This window comes from Candidatus Babela massiliensis (assembly GCF_000513475.1).
GTDB classification, from domain to species: Bacteria; Babelota; Babeliae; order Babelales; family Babelaceae; genus Babela; species Babela massiliensis.
The window spans coordinates 540,208-559,657 of the sequence record NC_023003.1; the positions used below are offsets into that span (position 1 = coordinate 540,208).

The following is a 19,450-nucleotide window of genomic DNA, read 5'->3' on the forward strand; positions in this document are numbered from 1 at the left end:
TATAAATAATATGAGACTCGAATATGCACCATTTGAGATTTTTTAAAAAATCTATATACTTAAATAAGACTAGTTTTAATTTTTAACTTTAAGGAGTCATATGAATATAAAGAACTTACTTTTCACAATGTCTATAATATCTTTAGGTACTATATTAACTACCAGTGCAGTAGTCCAACAATTCTGTCAAGATGCACTAAGTGGCAAAAGTGTAATAAAATTTTACGCTACATGGTGTCCACCTTGCCAAAGACTTAAGCCTATAATAGAAGAAGTATCTAATGATTATGCAAATTCAGTAAAATTTTTTGAAGTAAATATAGATGAAGCAAATCATTTGGCACAAAAATATAATGTAAGATCCTTACCAACTGTAGTATTTTTAGAAAATGGCTCAGAAAAGGGTAGAATAATTGGAGCAACTACCAAACTGGCACTAAAGAACAAAATCAGTCAATATTTAAAAGTTTAAATAAATTCAAAATCAATAAAAAAAGATCGGCATTCGCCGGTCTTTTTTTACTTAAGTAGTACCTAATTTGTCAAAAAATTAGTCTTAATATCTCATGAAATCTTAAATCCATTCCAATAATAATATTGCAAATATTAAATAAAATAATTTATTATTATTAATATAGGTATCTAAAAAAAATCAATTTTTTGAATTTTTATTAAAGTTTGTTGGATAAAAGCATGAAAAAATTAATAATAAAAGTTTTACTACTTTTTGTCTCAATCTCTACTAATATATTTATGATTAACAGCACCCCACTAACAACCAATATAGCAAGAAAAATGAATTTCTATAATATGAAAAATGACTTAAGATTAAAAGCAACACAAAGATTAAATCAAGTAGAAGATCAATTAAATATAGTAATTCAAGAGCTTAGAAATAAAAAAAGATATAGAGCAGCGGATGTAATGGAAGAAGAATTTAGTAGAATAGCTGATATATATTCTCAAGAAATAGATGCAGTTTTTAACCATATAGATAGACGAATGGTCGTAGGCGGCCATAGATTAGATGATGTTAATGCACCTGTAGAAGAAAAAATAAAATTTGTACAAGGCGTACGCGCTGAAGCTTTAGTTGAATTGGGAAGAATAATAAACAAGAGATTAAGCCATACATTAAGATGGATGTATAGCTACTAACAATAATTATTGACTTTTTGAAACTTTTTGTAATATTATTATATTAAAACAGTAGTTATTGAAAGCGCAACTTGATTGCAAATAGAAAACTTTAGATAAAGTTATAAAAAATTAAAAAGAATTTTTTACAATAAAAGGAGGAAGTAAAATGACAACCAATAGAAAAAACAAATCTACAAGTAATAACTTAAACGAAAATAACAATCAACGTTCACAGAACGCTAGTTCACAATCAAATAACACAAATCGTTCTCAAAGTTCTTCTAAATCTACTGGAACAAGAGGCGGAAGCCATGAGCAACACGTAAAAGCAGGACATTTAGGTGGAGTGGCTCCTCATGAATGTAGAGGTAGAGAATGCAGCAAAAATGAAGGTTCCAGTTCTAATGGAAGAAATAACGGAAGAAACGAAAAATAAATCAGCACCTCTAATAAATTATAGTATTTAATATACTATATCTAAAAACGAGTATTAAATCTTTAATACTCGTTTTTTTTATTGTTTTTTATAAAAGGATAAAGCAATAATCCCAGCTCATTTCATTACAAAATTTTTAGCACATTTATAATCTTTAAAACAAAACATATTCTAAAGTGTTGACTTTATAGCTAAAAATTTACTAATATGAAATAAACAACATTATATTTAGTATACAAAACAAAAGTAATAAATGCTATATAATTTATTTTGATAATAAAAAAGGAGATAAAAATGGTAACAAAGAAAACTACTAATAATGCTAAATCTAAATTAAGCAGTAAATCAGCAAATAAAACCTCAAGCAAATCTCATAAAGCTACAACAAGCACAAAAGGCGGAAGTTCAGCGCAACACGCAAAAGCGGGGCGTTTAGGTGGACTTGCTCCTCATGTATGTAGAGGTAGAGAATGTACTAAGTTAAAAGCTAATTCTAGATCAAGATCAGCAAATGCAGCTACTAAATCAACCTCTTCTTCAAAATCTACCTCAACAAAATTAACCGCTCCTAAATCTACCTCAACAAGATCTCATTCTACAGGTGCATCAACTTCATCAAGAGCAAAATCATTAAGCGCTAATTCTAGATTGAAATCTGCAAAATCTAATAATTATAGTTCTTCTCATAAATCTAAATCTGCATCATCAAAAGCTACTCCTAAAAGATCAACATCAGCAAGAGCATCTGGTAGTTCAAGCTCGAGAAAAAAAGTTAGTTATAGATAGAGGAAACTATGAAAAAAATATTAATATTAAGTCTCATGGGCTTAAGTTTATATGCTTATAGTGAGGATATTAAAGAAGAGGCTAAAGAACTTCATAATACTTCAACTAAAGACGATAAGCTTGAGTTAACCGAACTTAATGAACTTGACAAAACAGACAAAGATACAGGTTTAGAAGGCGAAATAACAGTAGAAGAAACACCATTTTCAAAAGAGGTGACTAAAGAAGTAAGCTCAACAAAAAATTTACCTGATATTAATCAAAAAATTGTTATTGTTGAAAAAGAAAAAGAAGAAATCATACCAAAACAACAAAATAATAAAAATATAGAAGAAGAAAAAGAAGAAAAGTCATCAATTCAGCCAAATCTTAATCAATCAAATGACAAATTTGAAGAAGATTTAGAAAACCTAGAAAACTTTAATGAAGAAGAATTGCAAGCGTTTTTAGAGCGTCTGGAAAAAGAACTCAATTTTAAAGATATTGAATAAATTTCAATAATATACTAATAAAGCCCATAATATGGGCTTTTTATTTTTATAATATTACCTTTAATAAATCTCCTGAAATAAACTATGAAACATCTCTTTTTAGATTTAAACAATTTTACATAAAAACTTACTAATATTTACTTTGAATTATAAAGTTTATAATAAAAATCTTTACAAAAGACCTAAAAATATGACAAAACTTAAAATGAATTAGTTTCTAATACAATAAAAAAGGGGAGATGTTATGAAAAAACAATTAACTGGATTAATGGCATTAGCTTTATTATTTAATATAGCTCAAGCAAAAGCTAAAAGAGTAGAAGTTCAATCTCATCACGTATCAAGCCATGAGGGCAGCGCAACAGCTAAACATTATCAAGAAGAATTATCAAAAATTCGAGCAAACATTCAAACTAAAGAAGCTCAATTAGAAAGATTAGCTCTTGAACTAAATAATTTAAAAGAAAATGAAGCTAAAACAGAAGCTTTACATCATATTGCAGAAAAGAATAGCATTAGAAGAACTTTAGAAAGTCATCCTATTGCAGATCATAGTGACCATTCTAAAGCTAAAAGAAGCAATTTAGAGTATGCTTATAATCAAGAAAATTAATTAAAAAAAAGACACCCATTTGGGTGTCTTTTTAATCTTGCCATTCAAGCATTCCGCCAACTTGGTATTCGGTAACTCTCGTTTCAAAAAAGTTTTTCTTCTTTCTCAAATCTGTAGATTCTGATAGCCACAAAAACGGATTCTCTTTATTATATATTTTTGTTAGACCTATTCGCTCAAGTCTTCTATCTGCAACATATTCTACATAATTAGAAAACTGTTGAGCATTTATACCTAATAATCCTTTAGGACAAGCATCATGAGCATACTGTTGCTCCAATTTTACAGCTTTTTTTATAAGCTCTGTAATTTCTGATTTAAAATCGTTAGTCCATACTTCAGGATTTTCAGCAATTATAGTATTAATCAAATCACAACCAAATGCTAAATGAATACTTTCATCACGCATAATGTATTCAAATTGCTGTCCAATTCCCACCATTTTATTCTGTCTTTTAAGCGCAAGCATCATTGCAAAACCAGCATAAAAGAATATACCTTCCATAATTACATAATAACCAATAAGATCATGAATAAATGATTTTATGTTTTCAGATCCTTTAGTAGAAAAATTAGGATCAAATATAGAAGAAGTCAATTGTACTACAAATTCATCCTTTTCTTTAATAGAAGGAATAGTTAAGTACATAGTATAAATTTCTTCAGGATCAAGGCCTAATGAATCGCAGCAATAAATAAAAGTATCAGTATGAACTGCTTCTTCAAAAGCTTGTCTTAATAAATACTGTCTGCATTCAGGGTTAGTAACATTTTTATAAACTGCAAGAACTAAATTATTTGCAGTTAAAGATTCAGCTGTTGCAAAGAATCCAAGGTTCCATAATATTAATCTACGCTCTTCTTTACTTAAAGCAGTAGTAGATTTCCACTGCTCAATATCCTGCTGCATAGGAATTTCTTCAGGGGTCCAATTATTTGCTATTCCGTTTTTGTAATGTTCTCTGGCCCAAGTATATGTCATAGGTAATATTTTATTTGGATCCATAGTAGAATCATTATTAATAAGGCGCTTAAGAGTCTTTGTCATAAATTTCTCCAGAATAAAAATTAAACTATTGGCAAGATTCACAATCTTGATTTACACCTATATTGCATACCTTTGATTTTTTAGAAAATTCAGTATCAGTAGAACTATCAATTGGATCAACATTTCTTTTTTGAGTAAATCCATAAGTTGTATCTAGAGTAGATTTTTCTATCTGACTAGCACCTAAAGTTCTTAAGTAATAATTAGTTTTTATGCCCATTTTCCAGGACTTAAAGTAAATATCACTTAATTTGCTTCCTGATACACCCTTTAAAAAAGTATTTAAAGATTGAGATTGATCTATCCATTTTGATCTAACAGCTGCTAGTTCTATTAACCATTCAGGATCTATATCAAAAGCAGTTTTATATTTTTCTTTTAAGTAACTAGGAATCTCTTCTATTAAAGATAAATTTCCATCATAAAACTTAATTTTATCAAGTATATTCTTAGACCATAAGTTACGTGATTTAAGATCATTTACAAGATATTTATTGACTATGGTAAATTCACCAGTCACATTGGATTCAACATATATATTTTCATATATAGGCTCTATACATGGATAGCATCCTGTAATAGTAGATATCGTTGCTGTTGGAGCTACCGCCATAAGATTAGAATTTCTCATTCCATAAAGTTTAACTCTATCTTTTAATGAACGCCAATCAAGACGTGACTCTCTTGATACTTCTATCTTTGACGAACGCTCACGTTCTAGAAGGTCTAAAGTATCTAAAGGAAATATACCTCTTTCCCATTTAGAACCTTTAAAAGAAGCATAAGCTCCTCTTTCTTGAGCAAGCAAACATGAAGTTTCTATTGCAAAATAAGATATTTTTTCCATTAATAAATCACAAAACTCTTTAGCTTGTTGAGACGCAAAAGGAATATCTAATTTAAATAAAGCATCTTGAAGCCCCATAACACCTAGCCCTACAGGCCTATGGCGCATGTTAGATTGTTTTGCTTCTGGAGTTGGATAAAAGTTTAAATCAATAACATTATCAAGCATTCTAATTGCAGTTCTAATAGTTGCTTCTAAAGAAGTATAATCAAATTCTCCATTAACAACATGCTGAGATAGATTAATAGATCCCAAGTTACATACTGCGGTCTCATCTTCTGCAGTATTTAACGTTATTTCAGTACATAAGTTCGAACTATTAACCACACCAACATGATCTTGTGGTGATCTAATATTTGAAGGATCTTTAAACGTAATCCATGGATGTCCTGTTTCAAACAGTCTAGTTAACATTTTACGCCATAACTGTTTTGCAGAAATTACTTTATAAAGCCTAATCTCACCTAATCTTGCCTTTTCTTCATAAAAAGAATATCGCTTTTCAAATGCAGCGCCATACAAACTATGTAAATCTGGAGTTTCCTCTGGAGAAAACAAGGTCCACTCTTTATCTTCAAGAACACGTTTCATAAATAAATCAGGAATCCAATTAGCCGTATTCATGTCATGCGTTCTGCGGCGTTCATCACCAGTATTTCTTCGTAAATCAAGAAAATCTTCTATATCTATATGCCAAGTTTCTAAAAATACACAAGTACCGCCACGTCTTATTCCACTTCGAGTAATAGCAACTACTACGTCATTTGCTATTTTTAAATAAGGAATAACACCTTGACTGGTTGCCTTAATGCTCTTAATATAAGCACCTGTACCTCTAATGTTTGTCCAGTCACAACCTAATCCTCCTGCCCATTTAGCAAGTTGCGCATTGTCTCCCAAACATTTAAAAATATGACCTAAGTCGTCTTTTACAGTAGTCAAAAAACAAGAGCTCAACTGTGCAATAGGAAATCCAGAATGAAATAAAGTTGGTGTTGATGGAGTATATCTTAAAGTTGATAGTAAGTTATAAAACTCTAAAGCTTTGCTATTTTTATCAGATTCTTCAAGAGCAAGGCCCATTGCAATACGCATCCAAAAAGATTGAGGCATTTCAAGTCTGCGATTATTTATCTTAAATAAATAACGTTCATAAAGAGTGTTTAAGCCCATATAGCCAAAAAGTTTATCTCTATCAATAGATAAATGATTAGATAAATATTCTAAATCATACTGAAGCATTCTTTTATCAAAAAGACCATTTTTGACACCAGTTGTTATACTATTTATAAAACTCTCTCTATAATGACGAAGTTTATCATCATCCGCTACAGAAAAGCTCCTGGTTTCTTTAAATAATCTTTGGTGCAATAATCGAGAAGCAACTATATCATAAGCTGGATCTTGTTCAATAAAAACAATAGTTGATAAAATTAGAGCTTTTTCTAATTCCTGAGTACTTATTCCATCATAAATATTCTTTAATACTTCTTTAATTAAGTTATCAACAGAAATTTCTTTCTCATAACCTTTGATAACACGCTCAAAAGTAGCATTAAGCTTTTTGTAATCTAATGGCACATGTTGCCCATTACGCTTTACAACACTATAAATCAAAGGCTCTCTCATATCCTTTGCAAGTGCATCTCTAATGCTCATATTTTTTGATTCCATAACAACCTCAAATCCTTAACACAGGGCATATTATTAAATTTTTCTTATTTAGTTATAGTTTATATTATGCTAAAATATTTTTATTAAAAACCTAATTAAAGATCCCCTTTTTAATTTATAAGAACAATTTTTTAATTAAAAATTTTTTTAATTATTTTTTACAAATTGAAATCTTTGTAATATTGAGCATTTAGCAAATACATTAATAATTTACCAATTAACCCGTTTATAATCAACAAAAATTATAAAAAACAAAAACAAAAGAACATTCTTAATTTTTTAATAGAGTAATATATTTTTATAATTCTAACATAAATTAAAATAAATATTGTATATATGTTCTATAGACAATACATATCAGATTAATAGAGAAAATATCTTCAAATATTTATAGAAAAATTGAAAATTTTAATTACTTTAAAAAACTACCTATTGCAATTAATTAAAAAATGTTTATAATAGAAAATAGAAGCATTTATTTTTAATATATAGGAGATTATATGAACTATAAAAAAATACTCTTAGTATCTATACTAACATTTAGTACATATCTAAATTGTAAGACATACCAAGAAATAAATAATTTATCTCAATACAACCAGGCCAATGCAAATAATAAACCAACAGTTATTATGTACTGTAGTCCTTCATGTCAACCATGCAAACAAATGGAACCTGCCTTTGAAAAAGCAGCACAAGAGTTTAAAGACATTCAATTTTTTAAGTTAGATATAACTAAAAAAGATTTGGATACTCTAGCACAAAAAAATAATATTTTAGGACTTCCTACAATAACCTACTCACAAAATGGCATAGAATACAAAAGAGATAGACAAGGTGCAATGACTTTAGTCGAAATTAGAAATAGTATTAACAATTTCTTAAAATCAACCCAGAACAACAAAAACACTTCTAAAAAAGAAGTAACTCCAAAAAATCAAAAATCTAATAAAAATATATCTAATTCTATAAAACAAAAATACTCATCTAAATAAAATACATTTCAAAGAGAGCTAAATAGCTCTCTTTTCTGTTTAATAAATACTATAGTTCTGAGTAAATTCTTGTAATTAATAAAAAAATGTTTATATTGATATGTTATAAATATTTTTTTTATTATTTAGGAGTTTAATATGAACTATAAAAAAATGCTCTTAGCAATGTTACTTGTACCTGCAGTTTATGCTCAAGCAACAAATTGCCAAGAAAATGACCAAGAAAATAAACACATCCAAAATAAACAATGCGACAGAAATTGTGAAAATGGATGTTCATCTTGTAAATAAATATTAAATTAATTATTTATAATACTAAGAGCCTTAGGGCTCTTTTTTTTAACTTAATCTATTTTACAGGGGGCTGTTGTAATTAAAAAATAAATATTTATATTGAAATATAGAAGTATTTATTTTTAATCTATAGGAGTCAATTATGAACTATAAAAAAATACTCTTAGCAATGCTACTTGTACCTGCTTTCTATACTCAAGCAAAGTGTCAAGATAACAACCAAGAATGTACTCAAGAAAACAAGCATAATAAACAAAATAAAAGATCTAAAAAAAACAAATGCGGAAAACGTTACTCTGGTAGATGTTCTTCCGGCAGATGTTCTTAATTTCTTAATTTACTAAAAAGAGCCCGTCAAGGCTCTTTTTAGTATAAATACATTATCATTATTCTCTGTCACCATATGACAAAGGCAAAATAATATTATAAATTATATAAATAATGATAATTAAAATTTGTTTAATTTTATGGAGGATTTTATGAAACAATTTATATCAAAAATATTACTATCTCTTACAATAATTAGTTGTATAAATTTAAATCTTTATGCAGAAAATAACATCCCTGCAATACGAGAAGCAATTCAAAATAGCAGACCTAATTTACTTGAAAAAGCTCTTGATAAAACAAAATTAACAGAACAAGATCAAAAAAGTTTGATTGATTTTGCTGAACAAATAGCAAAACAAAGAGAAACAAAGATGAATTTAGCTTTTCTCACTAATAAAGAAAAAGAAGATCCTAAAGGAGCTCTCGCGCTTGGGGTTCTGGCCGCAGCTATAACAGGTTCTGCATCTTTAATAAAAGTTATAGCAGATATATTAAGCAATCGAACAAATCCAGAAACAGCAGGTTATGCTTTTCTGGTACCAGCTTCTTTTGCTACAAGCTATTTGTTGCTTCATATACTTAAAAGCAATAAATATAAAAATTTCAGAACTTTCAAACAAAAATGGCAAAATGCTTTACAGGTAAAACAAATACTAGAAAACAGAAAAATTAAAAACTAGATTAATAAGCAAGAGACTTATAGTAATAATTATCAGTACTCTTGCCTATTAACAATGCTAATTAATATATTGCTCTACTGAATTAGTAAATTCAAAAGTTTAGCTAAATTTTATATTGTTAGATAACCAATTATGAAACTTAATCTCTGTCCAGTCCCAAACAGCTTTAGTTACTTGCTCACATTTTTCTTCTGCTTTTTTCTTAGCTGTATCTGAAGCTACATTAAATAAAAAACAAAAAACCTTTTTGGCAGGATCTGGAATAATACTATCTTCATTTAAATAAAATCTATTAATGTTACTTATCTGTTCTCTTTGAATTTCGCAAAATTTTAACAAAGCATGCTCTAGATTACTAGATCTTAAATAATAAATACCTAAATGCATTGATAAATCTAATGGTAAAAGGACTACTTTAGTACCTGAAAGTAGTGTGCTTTTGCTAAAATTAAAGGTATTTTTATAAGTACTCCAAAATGAAGAATTTGTTACATTACTAATATTTTTACTTAACCCAACAACTGCTTTTTTAGAAATCTCTTTTAAATCAAGAGGACTAAAACCAGCTGAAGTTGATAAAAGATTATGATCACCTTTCGTTATCGGATTATAAAAAGAAGTTGCGGTTTTTTCCAGACTTTTAAACCAACTACTTTCTAATAAAGTCTGACAATTTTCTTCATTACAGTATTTCTTTATATAATATGAAAATATGGCACTTCGTTGAAAATAATTAGGCAAAGTAAACTTAATCGGCAAAACAAAACTTTCAAACACTCCATCTTGAGCTAATTCATCATAATAAGTACTTAATATAAGAAATGTTAAATTCTTGTTATTATAAATTTTTAGCTCTCTTAGAAAAATCGCCAATAAATTGCTAGAAATACTTTCTTTGTTGACCAAATCTTTAGAAATATTATGTATAAATATTATAGTAGGTCCAAAATTCTGAAGTTTATTAAAAAATTCTTTAATAAAATTATAATATTCTTTCCTATCAGGATGTTTAGCTTCATTAAAAAAATCTTCTGCTTCTACTGCTAATAAATTCCAACCAGATAAAACTTTCATAAGACAAGCAGTAGTAAATTTACCTGTATTTGGAGGTCCATGTAATATCAAACCTCTAGTTGTCTCTAATTTTTTAGACTTTAGTTGCTCTATAATAACATTTATATTTATAAGATTATTGCCTTCTAACAATAAATCTAAACCAGGCAAATCTTGCTCATCAAAGCTTGAAATATATTCTGAATTATTCTCAGAGACTTCATCTTGCTCAGATACTTCTTCTGATAATAACAATAACCTAATGAATTCAAGAGATTCTCTTGATTCTATGCGATTTTTCCCAAGAGAATCGGCAAAGATAAATTTAGGGAAATCTTCACCATTATTTTTAGTAACTACACAAGTAAACCAATGCTTTTCAGAATCAGAGTAAATTAAAAAAGCAGAAGTTCCTTCATAATTCTTATCCTTAAAATTACTTCTAGCTTCCATTAAATTATTATCACATTCAAACAATTGTTCAATATCTCTTTCAAGACAGTAAACATTTATATCTTGAGAAAAATCTGATTTCTTCTCTTTCTCTAATTGCATTATAGAGTCTATTTCTTCACTTGAAAGCCAATGACCAGTATTTTCTACAGAAGACATGTGATTTATATCATGTAATTTAATAAAATCTTTATCTGTTCTATGCACCCAATCTATAACATAAGTTTCATTTGTTTTCAAATCTTTAATTTGATAATCAGCAATAATTTCAAAACATACATCAGTAAATTCTATAACATACTTGGATATTCGTGTAATCATCTTACATGCATCTTCTTCAGACATACCTCTGCGAATAAATTCTATTTTAAAAGCTTCAGCAATAGAATCGGACTTCACATCATAAAAGTATTTTGGAAATCGAGAAGAACGATCAGAAAAATATGACTTAACATTGCCAAAAAGGTAAGATAGCGTAGTTTTTATATTATAAGAGTAATTTGCCTCTTCTATAATATTATCAGCAAGACTTTGTGCAACATTACTAATTACATTACAAAACATTTCTCTTTTCTTATCTAAATAACTTAAAATACATTCAGAAGAATTTCCAAAATTCTTTAATCTAATATAATTTTCACTAAGATTAAGCTTGTAACAATTTTGATCAATTTCTATTTCATTAGATAAAATTTCCATATGCTTTAAAGATTTCAATAAATGATCTGTAATGTAATATTTAGCTAAAGTTTTTGCTCTTTTTAATATAACATGCTTTACCCATTCACTTTCTGAAGAACCAAAAAAACTATTTATAACTTCTCTATCATGCAATAAATTATTTAAACTTTTATCTTTAATAGACCTAGAAATAACTAATGCATTATAAAATGCATGATATCCACATGAACTTCCATCTTCCTGCTGAGCAACCTCACATTGCCTTATGTCATATACTATACTTTGAGGATTCTCCTTACAAACCTGCATAGAAGGGCCATGCAAAGTTATTCCTAGAAACATAGAAAAAATAATTTTACTTAATTTACTTATTCTTGATTTATTTAAAATCATAATCCTGCACCTCTTTTGCAAAATATTCATTAAAAACTTTTTAAAACAAAATTAATTATATAACTGAATATATCAAATATTTAAAAAAATGCAATATATTATAAATAAAAAAACAATTATAATACAAAAGTAATTTTTAATTTAATGCTCAAAATATTAAAAATTATCAATAAAAGTCTGAAATAAAATTAATTTGCTATAAAGTAGACTGATTATAAATTTTATATACCCCAAAAGCACTAACAAGATAAGTAGCACTCAATTTCTCTTTTTAGTATTTGTTATATCATAAAATCATAAAGCCACTCTGTAAAGCAGAAACTCATATATAAAACTAACTATTTTTTCTTTGTTCAATTCTGTTTTCAAAATATCATAACTATTATCTGTTATCTTGACTTTACCTTCATCTCATATGCTAAATTCTAAAAGAGTAACTATAATATTATAAAAAGAGGGGGAATAACATATGAATTTAAAAAATTTAATATTTTTTATACCAATACTAATGTTTACGTTGTCATCAGATTTAATGGCAGAAAAAACTGTAAGAAAAAGACCTGCAAAAAAAGCTGTAGTTCAAAAGAAAAATAATAAACCTGAAAACAAAAAGACTCCTATGAAAGAAAATAGTAAAAAAAATTACACAGAAATTGAAAATAAAAAACATTATGATGAAATAAAAGATTATCCAGGTCTTCAAATCATTAAATTTTATGCTGATTGGTGTGGCGCCTGTAACCAATTTGCTGAAACTTTTGACAAAGTTGCCAAAGAAAACTTAGATAAAGCAGGATTCTTTGCAATTAATATAGATAAAGAAGAATTGAAACCATTACTTACTGAACATAAAGTTCAAGCTGTGCCTACTGTTGTCTTTATAAAAGATGGCAAACAGGTTGCAATAGAAAGAGGGGCGATGGGGGAACAAGAGCTTACAGACAAAATAAAAACACACTCAAAATAATCAAAGCTCGATAATTAGAGACAAATAAAAAACTAAATATTTCATATATTTAGTTTTTTATTTTTAATTTAAAAAAATACTAATTACTTAAAAAAAGTTACTAATAACAAAGCAACTATAGACATAAGCTTTATTAAAATATTTAAAGCAGGACCAGATGTATCTTTAAAAGGATCTCCTACTGTATCACCAATAATAGCTGCTTTATGAGCAGTAGAACCCTTTCCTTCTCCCTCTAATTTACCAGCTTCTATATATTTTTTTGCATTATCCCATGCTCCACCGCCATTAGCCATCATTAAAGCAAGAAGAACACCCACTACAGTAGAACCTACTAATAGTCCTCCTAAACCATATTTACCAAGCGGACTAAAATATATAATAACCGGTAATGCTACAGTTAAAATACCAGGTATTAGCATTTCCTTTAAAGCTGCTCGAGTACTTATTTCAATGCAACGCTTATAATCAGGTTCAGCAGTTCCTTCTAAAATACCAGGGATTTCCCTAAACTGTCTTCTTACTTCAAGTACCATTTCAAGAGCAGCAGATCCTACTGATCTCATTGTCATAGAAGAAATAATAAATGGCATAACTCCACCAATAAATATTCCAACTAAAACTTCTACCTTCAATAAATCTAAAGTAATAATATTTGCTTGTTCACTATAAGCAGCAAACATACCTAAAGCAGCAAGTAATGCTGATCCTATTGCAAATCCTTTACCTATAGCCGCAGTAGTATTTCCTAAAGCATCTAATTTATCAGTAATATCACGTACAGGTTTTCCTAGTCCTGCCATTTCAGCTATTCCACCAGCATTATCAGCAATCGGTCCATAAGCATCTACAGTCATAGTAATACCAACAGTTGCAAGCATAGAAACAGCCGCTAAAGATACTCCAAATAAACCACCGCCATAAACATAAGATAACCAAATTCCAAGAGCTAAGATCAGTACAGGTAGAGCAGTAGATTCCATCCCTATAGAAAGGCCATAAATTATATTAGTTGCTGCTCCAGAACGAGAAATCTTAGCAAGATTCTTAACCGGAGTGCTACCTGTATAATATTCTGTTACCATTCCGATTACAATACCCGCTAAACAGCCAATAATAACTGAAAAAAATAAATCCCCTGAAATAAAGTAACCACCTATACCCATCAGTCTCATATATACAAATGACATAAAACCAAATGCTAAAATAGCTATATAAGTAGCATTTCTTAACATTAAAGCAGGCTCTGCATTTATAACAATATTAGAAACTAGACCAATTAAAGATCCAAATAATCCCAAAATTGATAGAACTGCAGGTAAAATTAAATAAATAAAATTAGAATTATATCGTGTTGTTGCTAATGCAATAGAAGCTATCATAGCGCCTACATAGGATTCGAATATATCTGCTCCCATGCCAGCTGTATCACCTACACAATCACCAACATTATCAGCAATAACTGCAGGATTTCTTGGATCATCTTCAGGTATATTTTCTTCTACTTTTCCAACAAGATCAGCGCCAACATCTGCTGATTTAGTATAAATACCTCCACCAACACGAGCAAAAAATGCAACAAAAGAAGCTCCAAATCCAAAATTAGATAAAATAAATACCAAATCTGGTTTGTCAAAAAATAGATATAATATAGTCGCTATTCCTAATATACCAAAAGAAGCAACTGCAAAGCCCATTACTCCACCACCAAAAAAAGCAACTAAGAATGCCTGGTGCTCTCCATGATTTTTAGCAGCTATAGTTGTTCTAACATTAGCATCTGTCGCTGCTGTCATTCCAATAAAACCACAAAGAAGCGATAATAACGCTCCTAGGAGAAAAAATATAGCAGCATATTGACCTGCAAAATAATAAAGCGCTCCTGCTACTGGTAATACTGCCAATGCCATAGTTTTATATTCTTCTTTTAAAAAAGTCATAGCTCCAAGCTTTATAGCTTTTGCAATTGATCGTGCTTTATCATTATCAATCGGAAGCTTATAAATTTTATAGAATAAAAAACTAATTATAGATATACCAACTATCGTTGCCAGAATAGCAACTATAGTAAAAATAGTTAGTGATAACATATAAATACTCCTAAAATTATGATTATGTGTTTTAAATTGTAAACCAATAATTCTGAATTATCTCATTATTATCAACTTTTGCCAAGACTTTAATTTTTTTAAATTAATTTAACTACATTTAAGCACTTAAAATGTAATAGTAAGATCTTTGAATGAAAAATTTTATTTAATAAATTAAAGATCATAAAAAAAGATCGTATTTACAACGATCTCAATTTTATATCAAATAGTTTTATATTAACTTATTCAAACTTCATCATTATCAGAATCATCTAAAAGCTTCAACATATAAATTTTTACTCTCTTCTTTTACTTTCAATAATATCTTCTATTTGATTTAATAAAGGAAATTTAATACAGGTAATATATTTATATTCTTTTATTCTCTTTATCTTGAGCATGAGGATTTAAGAATTTTCTGTTCTAAAATTAGGACATCTTACTTTTAAAATCTCATAAGCTTGACGATGAGTTTGCCTAGGAACTACATTCTCTAGCAACTCGAATATAGTACAATTTCCGTTAATAGCAGCCAATAAGATAGATTCTTTAAGAGTTTCTCTAGGAATATCTAAAATTCCGGAATCTAAAATATTTTTTACAGTTTGTACATCATTATCAGAAATAGCTTGAACTAATATTTTAGACTTATTTTCTTCAAGAGATACAGAAATTGTCATAGCTACAAGATTCAAGTTAAATAAGAACAAAATAGTATACATCTTTATACAAAACTTTATATGTTTATAAGAAAATAACATAATATCCTATTTGGGTATTAAATCAATAAATTACTATCTTCATAAATTAGAATAATAATTTAATTATCAAAAAATCAATAAAAAATTGTACTTAACTTATAGACTTAATTAACAAAACAAAAATATCTTTCATAGTTCTATATTTGATAAAAATATTAAAATGAGAATTAATAAAAATATAATTGTTAATTTTTACTTCTAAATTTTTCTAAAATAAGATATAAGACCAAAAACTAAAATAGCTAACCTTATAGGTTAGCTATTACAAAATAAAAATTAAAATTTATCTAGCATTTCCATATTCAACAATAGCTTTTCTAATTTTAGGCATCAAATATAAAATACCATATAAATTTATTGCTATTAAACCAGCATTTACTAAATCTATAGAGTCCCAAACAAGTTGAACTTTAGCAATAGATGAGAAAAACGCAAGAACAGAGTAAAGTATAGAATAAACCCAAAGATATCTTCCTTTAGTTAAATAACTCCAGCATTCGCGCCCAATGTATGCATATCCTACTAATACACTCATACCAAATATTATAGATAATAATGTAATTAACCAATTTGCAAAACTACCATAAAATGTAGCAAAAGCCTCAGAAGTCAACGCAATTCCAGTTGCTTCATGGTTCCATACACCGGTTAACACTACTATCAAGGCAAGTACAAAACAAACCAAGTAATTACTAATAAATGCAGAAACCATAGACATTATACCATTTTCAACAGGATTTTTATTTCCAGCTGACCCAAAAAAGACAGCTGCTATACCTAGACCTGCTTCAGACGCATTTACAGATCGTGAAAGACCATATCTTATAGCACTTTGCATAGTAGTTCCTAAAATAGCACCTTTTATTGCTTGAGGTTCAAATGCACTGATAACTATAATTCTAAAAGCCTCAATTAAGGCTGAACTATGATAAATTAACAAAAGCAATGTTGAGACAAAAAATATAACTACTTTAAAAGGAACTAATGCCATTGAAAATTTAATAATACGAGCAGCTCCTCCTAACATTATATAAGCAACAAAAGCAAATAATAAAGCTGCTATAATATAAGAGTCAATATTAATAATACTTTTTAAACCACATGTTATAGAGTTAACCTGTACAGCATCACCAGCTGCAAAAGAAAGTAATAAACAAAAAATCGCATAAAAAGCAGGTAGTATAAATCCTCCTGGAACTTTCTTTAAATAAGCCATAGGACCACCGGTTGTAACACTAGCACCTGAATCACTATAAGCACTACTTAAATACACTTCACAAAATCTTATTGGTAAAGCAAAAATACCTAAAACAAATATCCAAAATACAGCACCAGGTCCTCCTTCATGAACAGCAGTTGCCATACCCGCTAAACTGCCATTACCAATACTTGTACTTAAAGCATTAACAAAAGCCTGAAAAGGGCTTAAGGAATCTTCTTTATCCCCTTCCTTCTTTTTCTCTTGAGGAGCTAAAACTAGCTGCCACGATTTAAAAAAATACCGGAACTGTACAAATCTTAAAGCAATAGTAGAAACCACTCCAACTATTACAAATAATACAACTATAGGGTCCCATATCAAATTATTTAACAATTTAACATAATAGCAAATTCGTTCTTGCATTTTTTTCCTTTAATAAATTATTGATTTAAAATTCTAAGTTTTTCAACAAGTAACTCTAATGATACATTAAATTCTTGTTTACCATTTTGATATCTTATACTAACCGAGTTATTTTCTTCTTCTTTTTTACCAAGTATTAACATCAAAGGTATTTTCTCAGTCTGTGCTGATTTAATCTTCGCATTAATAGGGTCAGAAGATTCATCTATTTCAAATCTTATTCTTTCTCGCTCTATAACATTTTTAACTTTTTGAGCATAATCTTTTTGCTGATCTGTAATAGTTAAAATGCTCAACTGTATAGGCGCTAGCCAGAACGGTAGATTTCCCTTGTAATGTTCAAGCAATATAGCAAAAAATCTCTCTAAAGAACCATATATGGCTTGGTGAATAATAACAGGACGCTCAAACCCGCCACTTGACGCAACGTACTTAAGATCAAAATTCTCAGCTTGAAAAAAGTCAAGTTGAACAGTTCCACACTGCCATTGACGTCCCATAGAATCTTTAATAACTATCTCTATCTTAGGTCCATAAAACGCCCCTTCTCCTTCTTTTATTGCATATGGATATCCTAATTTATCTAAAGCATTTTTTAAAGAATTAGTCGCATTTTGCCAAATATTATCATCACCCATCGCTTTTTCGGGCTTAGTTGAAAGAGCAAGATTAATATCTGCAAATTCACATTTTTTAAGAACATCAAAAGCTATATTAAGTATAGTTAAAACTTCTTGCTCAATTTGCTCTAAAGTACAATATATATGAGCATCATCTTGAGTAAAAGCACGTACTCTTAAAAGACCATGAAGAACACCAGAAAGCTCATGTCTATGAACATGACCAAATTCAGCCAATTTTAAAGGTAGTTCTTTATAAGAACGAGGTCTTGTTTTAAATATTAAAAAAGAACCAGGACAATTCATAGGCTTTATAGCATAAGATGCTTCATCAACACAGGTAAAGTACATATTTTCTTTATAATGTGCATAATGTCCCGATCGATGCCATAATTCGTCATTTAATAAAGTTGGAGTAGAAATCTCTTTATAATTATTATAGTAATGCAATTTACGCATATAATTAATAAGGACATTTAAAACAGCTTTACCTTTAGGATGGAAAAATGGAAATCCAACGGCTTCTTGATTAAAAGAAAAAAGATCAAGTTGCTTAGATAATCTTCTATGATCATATCTTAAAGCTTCTTCTATTCTTTTCTCGTAATTATCAAAATCTTCTTTTGTAAAAAATGCCGTACCATGTACTCTTTGTAACGCCTGATTTTCTCTAGACGCGCGCCAATAAGAACCAGAAAGACCTGTTAATTTAAAGTATTTAATTTCGCCAGTAGACAAAACATGACCACCGCGACATAGATCTTTAAAGTCTCCTTGAACAGAAAGTCCTACATAATCTCCTGGTATATTATCTATCAATTCTAATTTGAAAGGATTATTTTTATAAAGTTCTCGTGCTTCTTGCTTTGAGATTTCTTTATGTTCAATTTTATAATCCAAATCAGATATTTCATGCATTCTTTTTTCTATAATATCAAGATCTTCTTCTTTTAAATTATTTGGCAAAATAATATCATAAAAAAACCCTTCTTCTGTGGCTGGACCTATAGTTAATTTAACTTCAGGATATAATTCAGAGAGAGCATGCGCCAATAAATGGGCCGCTGAATGGCGCAAAACCTTTAAGTCTTCTTTTGATTCCATAATCATGACTCCTAAACAGTTTATAAGTAAAATATTTATATAAAATGCCAACAAAATAAGCAATTTATATTTTTTGAAAAATATTAATTATTGATTAAAAATAGATAAATTAAAAATTTTTTAAGATGGGCTTAAGCCCCAGTAGTTTTACAACAAGAAATTGTACAAAAAGTTGTACAAGAGGAAGAGAAAGAAAATAAAGTATTAGAAAAATTAGAGAAAAAATTAAAAATATTTAGAGAATTTATCAGGTCGCTTGCTTTGTTCATTAGCTTGCCCTTAACTTAGTTTTAATTATTATTATTGTCTTTAAATTTTATCAAAAAATAAAATTTTCTGCAATGAAAACATACTTTAACTAAAAAAGTCA

18 protein-coding genes are annotated in these 19,450 nt (G+C 28.6%); 11 read left to right on the plus strand and 7 right to left on the minus strand.

The features are described from left to right. Positions 1-100 precede the first annotated feature (100 nt). From BABL1_RS02490 to BABL1_RS02515, 6 genes are all read left to right on the plus strand, one after another. The gene (locus BABL1_RS02490) at positions 101-472 is read left to right on the plus strand and encodes a thioredoxin family protein (protein ID WP_023791953.1); all 372 of its coding nucleotides are present in this window, start codon (positions 101-103) and stop codon (positions 470-472) included. 221 nt (positions 473-693) lie between these two features. Next, positions 694-1,158 (plus strand): hypothetical protein, encoded by a 465-nt coding sequence (locus tag BABL1_RS02495; protein ID WP_023791955.1) that lies wholly within the window; start codon positions 694-696, stop codon positions 1,156-1,158. A gap of 148 nt (positions 1,159-1,306) precedes the next feature. Next, positions 1,307-1,576, plus strand: a complete 270-nt coding sequence (locus BABL1_RS02500) for a hypothetical protein (RefSeq protein ID WP_023791958.1) — start codon at positions 1,307-1,309, stop codon at positions 1,574-1,576. A gap of 294 nt (positions 1,577-1,870) precedes the next feature. Continuing rightward, positions 1,871-2,362 (plus strand): hypothetical protein, encoded by a 492-nt coding sequence (locus tag BABL1_RS02505; RefSeq protein ID WP_023791961.1) that lies wholly within the window; start codon positions 1,871-1,873, stop codon positions 2,360-2,362. Between the two features lie 8 nt (positions 2,363-2,370). After that, positions 2,371-2,853, plus strand: a complete 483-nt coding sequence (locus tag BABL1_RS02510; protein ID WP_023791963.1) for a hypothetical protein — start codon at positions 2,371-2,373, stop codon at positions 2,851-2,853. 244 nt (positions 2,854-3,097) lie between these two features. Continuing rightward, a complete protein-coding gene (locus BABL1_RS02515) occupies positions 3,098-3,466 on the plus strand; it encodes a hypothetical protein (RefSeq protein WP_023791965.1) in 369 nt (122 codons plus the stop codon). Between the two features lie 31 nt (positions 3,467-3,497). Here the strand turns inward: BABL1_RS02515 and BABL1_RS02520 are convergent, their stop codons facing one another. Beyond that, complete coding sequence (locus BABL1_RS02520) at positions 3,498-4,514, minus strand: ribonucleotide-diphosphate reductase subunit beta (RefSeq protein ID WP_023791968.1); 1,017 nt, start codon at positions 4,512-4,514, stop codon at positions 3,498-3,500. Between the two features lie 25 nt (positions 4,515-4,539). Next, positions 4,540-7,035 (minus strand): ribonucleoside-diphosphate reductase subunit alpha, encoded by a 2,496-nt coding sequence (locus BABL1_RS02525; protein ID WP_023791971.1) that lies wholly within the window; start codon positions 7,033-7,035, stop codon positions 4,540-4,542. Between the two features lie 500 nt (positions 7,036-7,535). On the opposite strand from BABL1_RS02525, the gene BABL1_RS02530 reads away from it, so the two are divergent. The 4 genes from BABL1_RS02530 to BABL1_RS02540 all read left to right on the plus strand — a co-directional run bounded on the left by BABL1_RS02530 (position 7,536) and on the right by BABL1_RS02540 (position 9,334). After that, complete coding sequence (locus tag BABL1_RS02530; RefSeq protein WP_023791973.1) at positions 7,536-8,030, plus strand: thioredoxin family protein; 495 nt, start codon at positions 7,536-7,538, stop codon at positions 8,028-8,030. Positions 8,031-8,168: 138 nt separating this feature from the next. Then, positions 8,169-8,321 carry a 2-hydroxy-3-keto-5-methylthiopentenyl-1-phosphatephosphatase, fragment gene (locus BABL1_RS05500; RefSeq protein ID WP_023791976.1) on the plus strand — a complete coding sequence of 51 codons (153 nt, stop codon included), beginning with the start codon at positions 8,169-8,171 and terminating at the stop codon, positions 8,319-8,321. A gap of 145 nt (positions 8,322-8,466) precedes the next feature. Beyond that, the gene (locus tag BABL1_RS02535; RefSeq protein ID WP_023791979.1) at positions 8,467-8,652 is read left to right on the plus strand and encodes a hypothetical protein; all 186 of its coding nucleotides are present in this window, start codon (positions 8,467-8,469) and stop codon (positions 8,650-8,652) included. A gap of 151 nt (positions 8,653-8,803) precedes the next feature. Then, complete coding sequence (locus BABL1_RS02540) at positions 8,804-9,334, plus strand: hypothetical protein (protein WP_023791981.1); 531 nt, start codon at positions 8,804-8,806, stop codon at positions 9,332-9,334. 99 nt (positions 9,335-9,433) lie between these two features. Here BABL1_RS02540 and BABL1_RS02545 read toward each other — a convergent pair whose 3' ends face one another. Next, entirely contained in the window at positions 9,434-11,914 is a 2,481-nt protein-coding gene (locus tag BABL1_RS02545; protein WP_023791984.1) for an AAA family ATPase, read from the minus strand. A gap of 469 nt (positions 11,915-12,383) precedes the next feature. Here BABL1_RS02545 and BABL1_RS02550 point away from each other — a divergent pair, with 469 nt between their 5' ends. Continuing rightward, the gene (locus BABL1_RS02550; protein WP_023791987.1) at positions 12,384-12,881 is read left to right on the plus strand and encodes a thioredoxin family protein; all 498 of its coding nucleotides are present in this window, start codon (positions 12,384-12,386) and stop codon (positions 12,879-12,881) included. 83 nt (positions 12,882-12,964) lie between these two features. Here BABL1_RS02550 and BABL1_RS02555 read toward each other — a convergent pair whose 3' ends face one another. From BABL1_RS02555 to thrS, 4 genes are all read right to left on the minus strand, one after another. Then, positions 12,965-14,971 carry a sodium-translocating pyrophosphatase gene (locus tag BABL1_RS02555; protein ID WP_023791990.1) on the minus strand — a complete coding sequence of 669 codons (2,007 nt, stop codon included), beginning with the start codon at positions 14,969-14,971 and terminating at the stop codon, positions 12,965-12,967. Between the two features lie 407 nt (positions 14,972-15,378). Further along, positions 15,379-15,732, minus strand: coding sequence for a hypothetical protein (locus BABL1_RS02560; RefSeq protein ID WP_023791992.1), 354 nt, complete (start codon positions 15,730-15,732; stop codon positions 15,379-15,381). Positions 15,733-16,015: 283 nt separating this feature from the next. After that, on the minus strand, positions 16,016-17,356 hold the full coding sequence (locus BABL1_RS02565) for an alanine/glycine:cation symporter family protein (RefSeq protein ID WP_023791994.1): 1,341 nt from the start codon (positions 17,354-17,356) through the stop codon (positions 16,016-16,018). 17 nt (positions 17,357-17,373) lie between these two features. Beyond that, a complete protein-coding gene (gene thrS, locus BABL1_RS02570) occupies positions 17,374-19,080 on the minus strand; it encodes a threonine--tRNA ligase (RefSeq protein WP_023791996.1) in 1,707 nt (568 codons plus the stop codon). Positions 19,081-19,450 lie beyond the last annotated feature (370 nt).

Excerpts from the sequence above, each read along its gene's own strand:
- BABL1_RS02490 (WP_023791953.1), top strand. The coding sequence starts at position 101 with ATGAATATAAAGAACTTACTTTTCACAATGTCTATAATATCTTTAGGT.
- BABL1_RS02495 (WP_023791955.1), top strand. The coding sequence starts at position 694 with ATGAAAAAATTAATAATAAAAGTTTTACTACTTTTTGTCTCAATCTCT.
- BABL1_RS02500 (WP_023791958.1), top strand. The coding sequence starts at position 1,307 with ATGACAACCAATAGAAAAAACAAATCTACAAGTAATAACTTAAACGAA.
- BABL1_RS02505 (WP_023791961.1), top strand. The coding sequence starts at position 1,871 with ATGGTAACAAAGAAAACTACTAATAATGCTAAATCTAAATTAAGCAGT.
- BABL1_RS02510 (WP_023791963.1), top strand. The coding sequence starts at position 2,371 with ATGAAAAAAATATTAATATTAAGTCTCATGGGCTTAAGTTTATATGCT.
- BABL1_RS02515 (WP_023791965.1), top strand. The coding sequence starts at position 3,098 with ATGAAAAAACAATTAACTGGATTAATGGCATTAGCTTTATTATTTAAT.
- BABL1_RS02520 (WP_023791968.1), bottom strand. The coding sequence starts at position 4,514 with ATGACAAAGACTCTTAAGCGCCTTATTAATAATGATTCTACTATGGAT.
- BABL1_RS02525 (WP_023791971.1), bottom strand. The coding sequence starts at position 7,035 with ATGGAATCAAAAAATATGAGCATTAGAGATGCACTTGCAAAGGATATG.
- BABL1_RS02530 (WP_023791973.1), top strand. The coding sequence starts at position 7,536 with ATGAACTATAAAAAAATACTCTTAGTATCTATACTAACATTTAGTACA.
- BABL1_RS05500 (WP_023791976.1), top strand. The coding sequence starts at position 8,169 with ATGAACTATAAAAAAATGCTCTTAGCAATGTTACTTGTACCTGCAGTT.
- BABL1_RS02535 (WP_023791979.1), top strand. The coding sequence starts at position 8,467 with ATGAACTATAAAAAAATACTCTTAGCAATGCTACTTGTACCTGCTTTC.
- BABL1_RS02540 (WP_023791981.1), top strand. The coding sequence starts at position 8,804 with ATGAAACAATTTATATCAAAAATATTACTATCTCTTACAATAATTAGT.
- BABL1_RS02545 (WP_023791984.1), bottom strand. The coding sequence starts at position 11,914 with ATGATTTTAAATAAATCAAGAATAAGTAAATTAAGTAAAATTATTTTT.
- BABL1_RS02550 (WP_023791987.1), top strand. The coding sequence starts at position 12,384 with ATGAATTTAAAAAATTTAATATTTTTTATACCAATACTAATGTTTACG.
- BABL1_RS02555 (WP_023791990.1), bottom strand. The coding sequence starts at position 14,971 with ATGTTATCACTAACTATTTTTACTATAGTTGCTATTCTGGCAACGATA.
- BABL1_RS02560 (WP_023791992.1), bottom strand. The coding sequence starts at position 15,732 with ATGTTATTTTCTTATAAACATATAAAGTTTTGTATAAAGATGTATACT.
- BABL1_RS02565 (WP_023791994.1), bottom strand. The coding sequence starts at position 17,356 with ATGCAAGAACGAATTTGCTATTATGTTAAATTGTTAAATAATTTGATA.
- thrS (WP_023791996.1), bottom strand. The coding sequence starts at position 19,080 with ATGGAATCAAAAGAAGACTTAAAGGTTTTGCGCCATTCAGCGGCCCAT.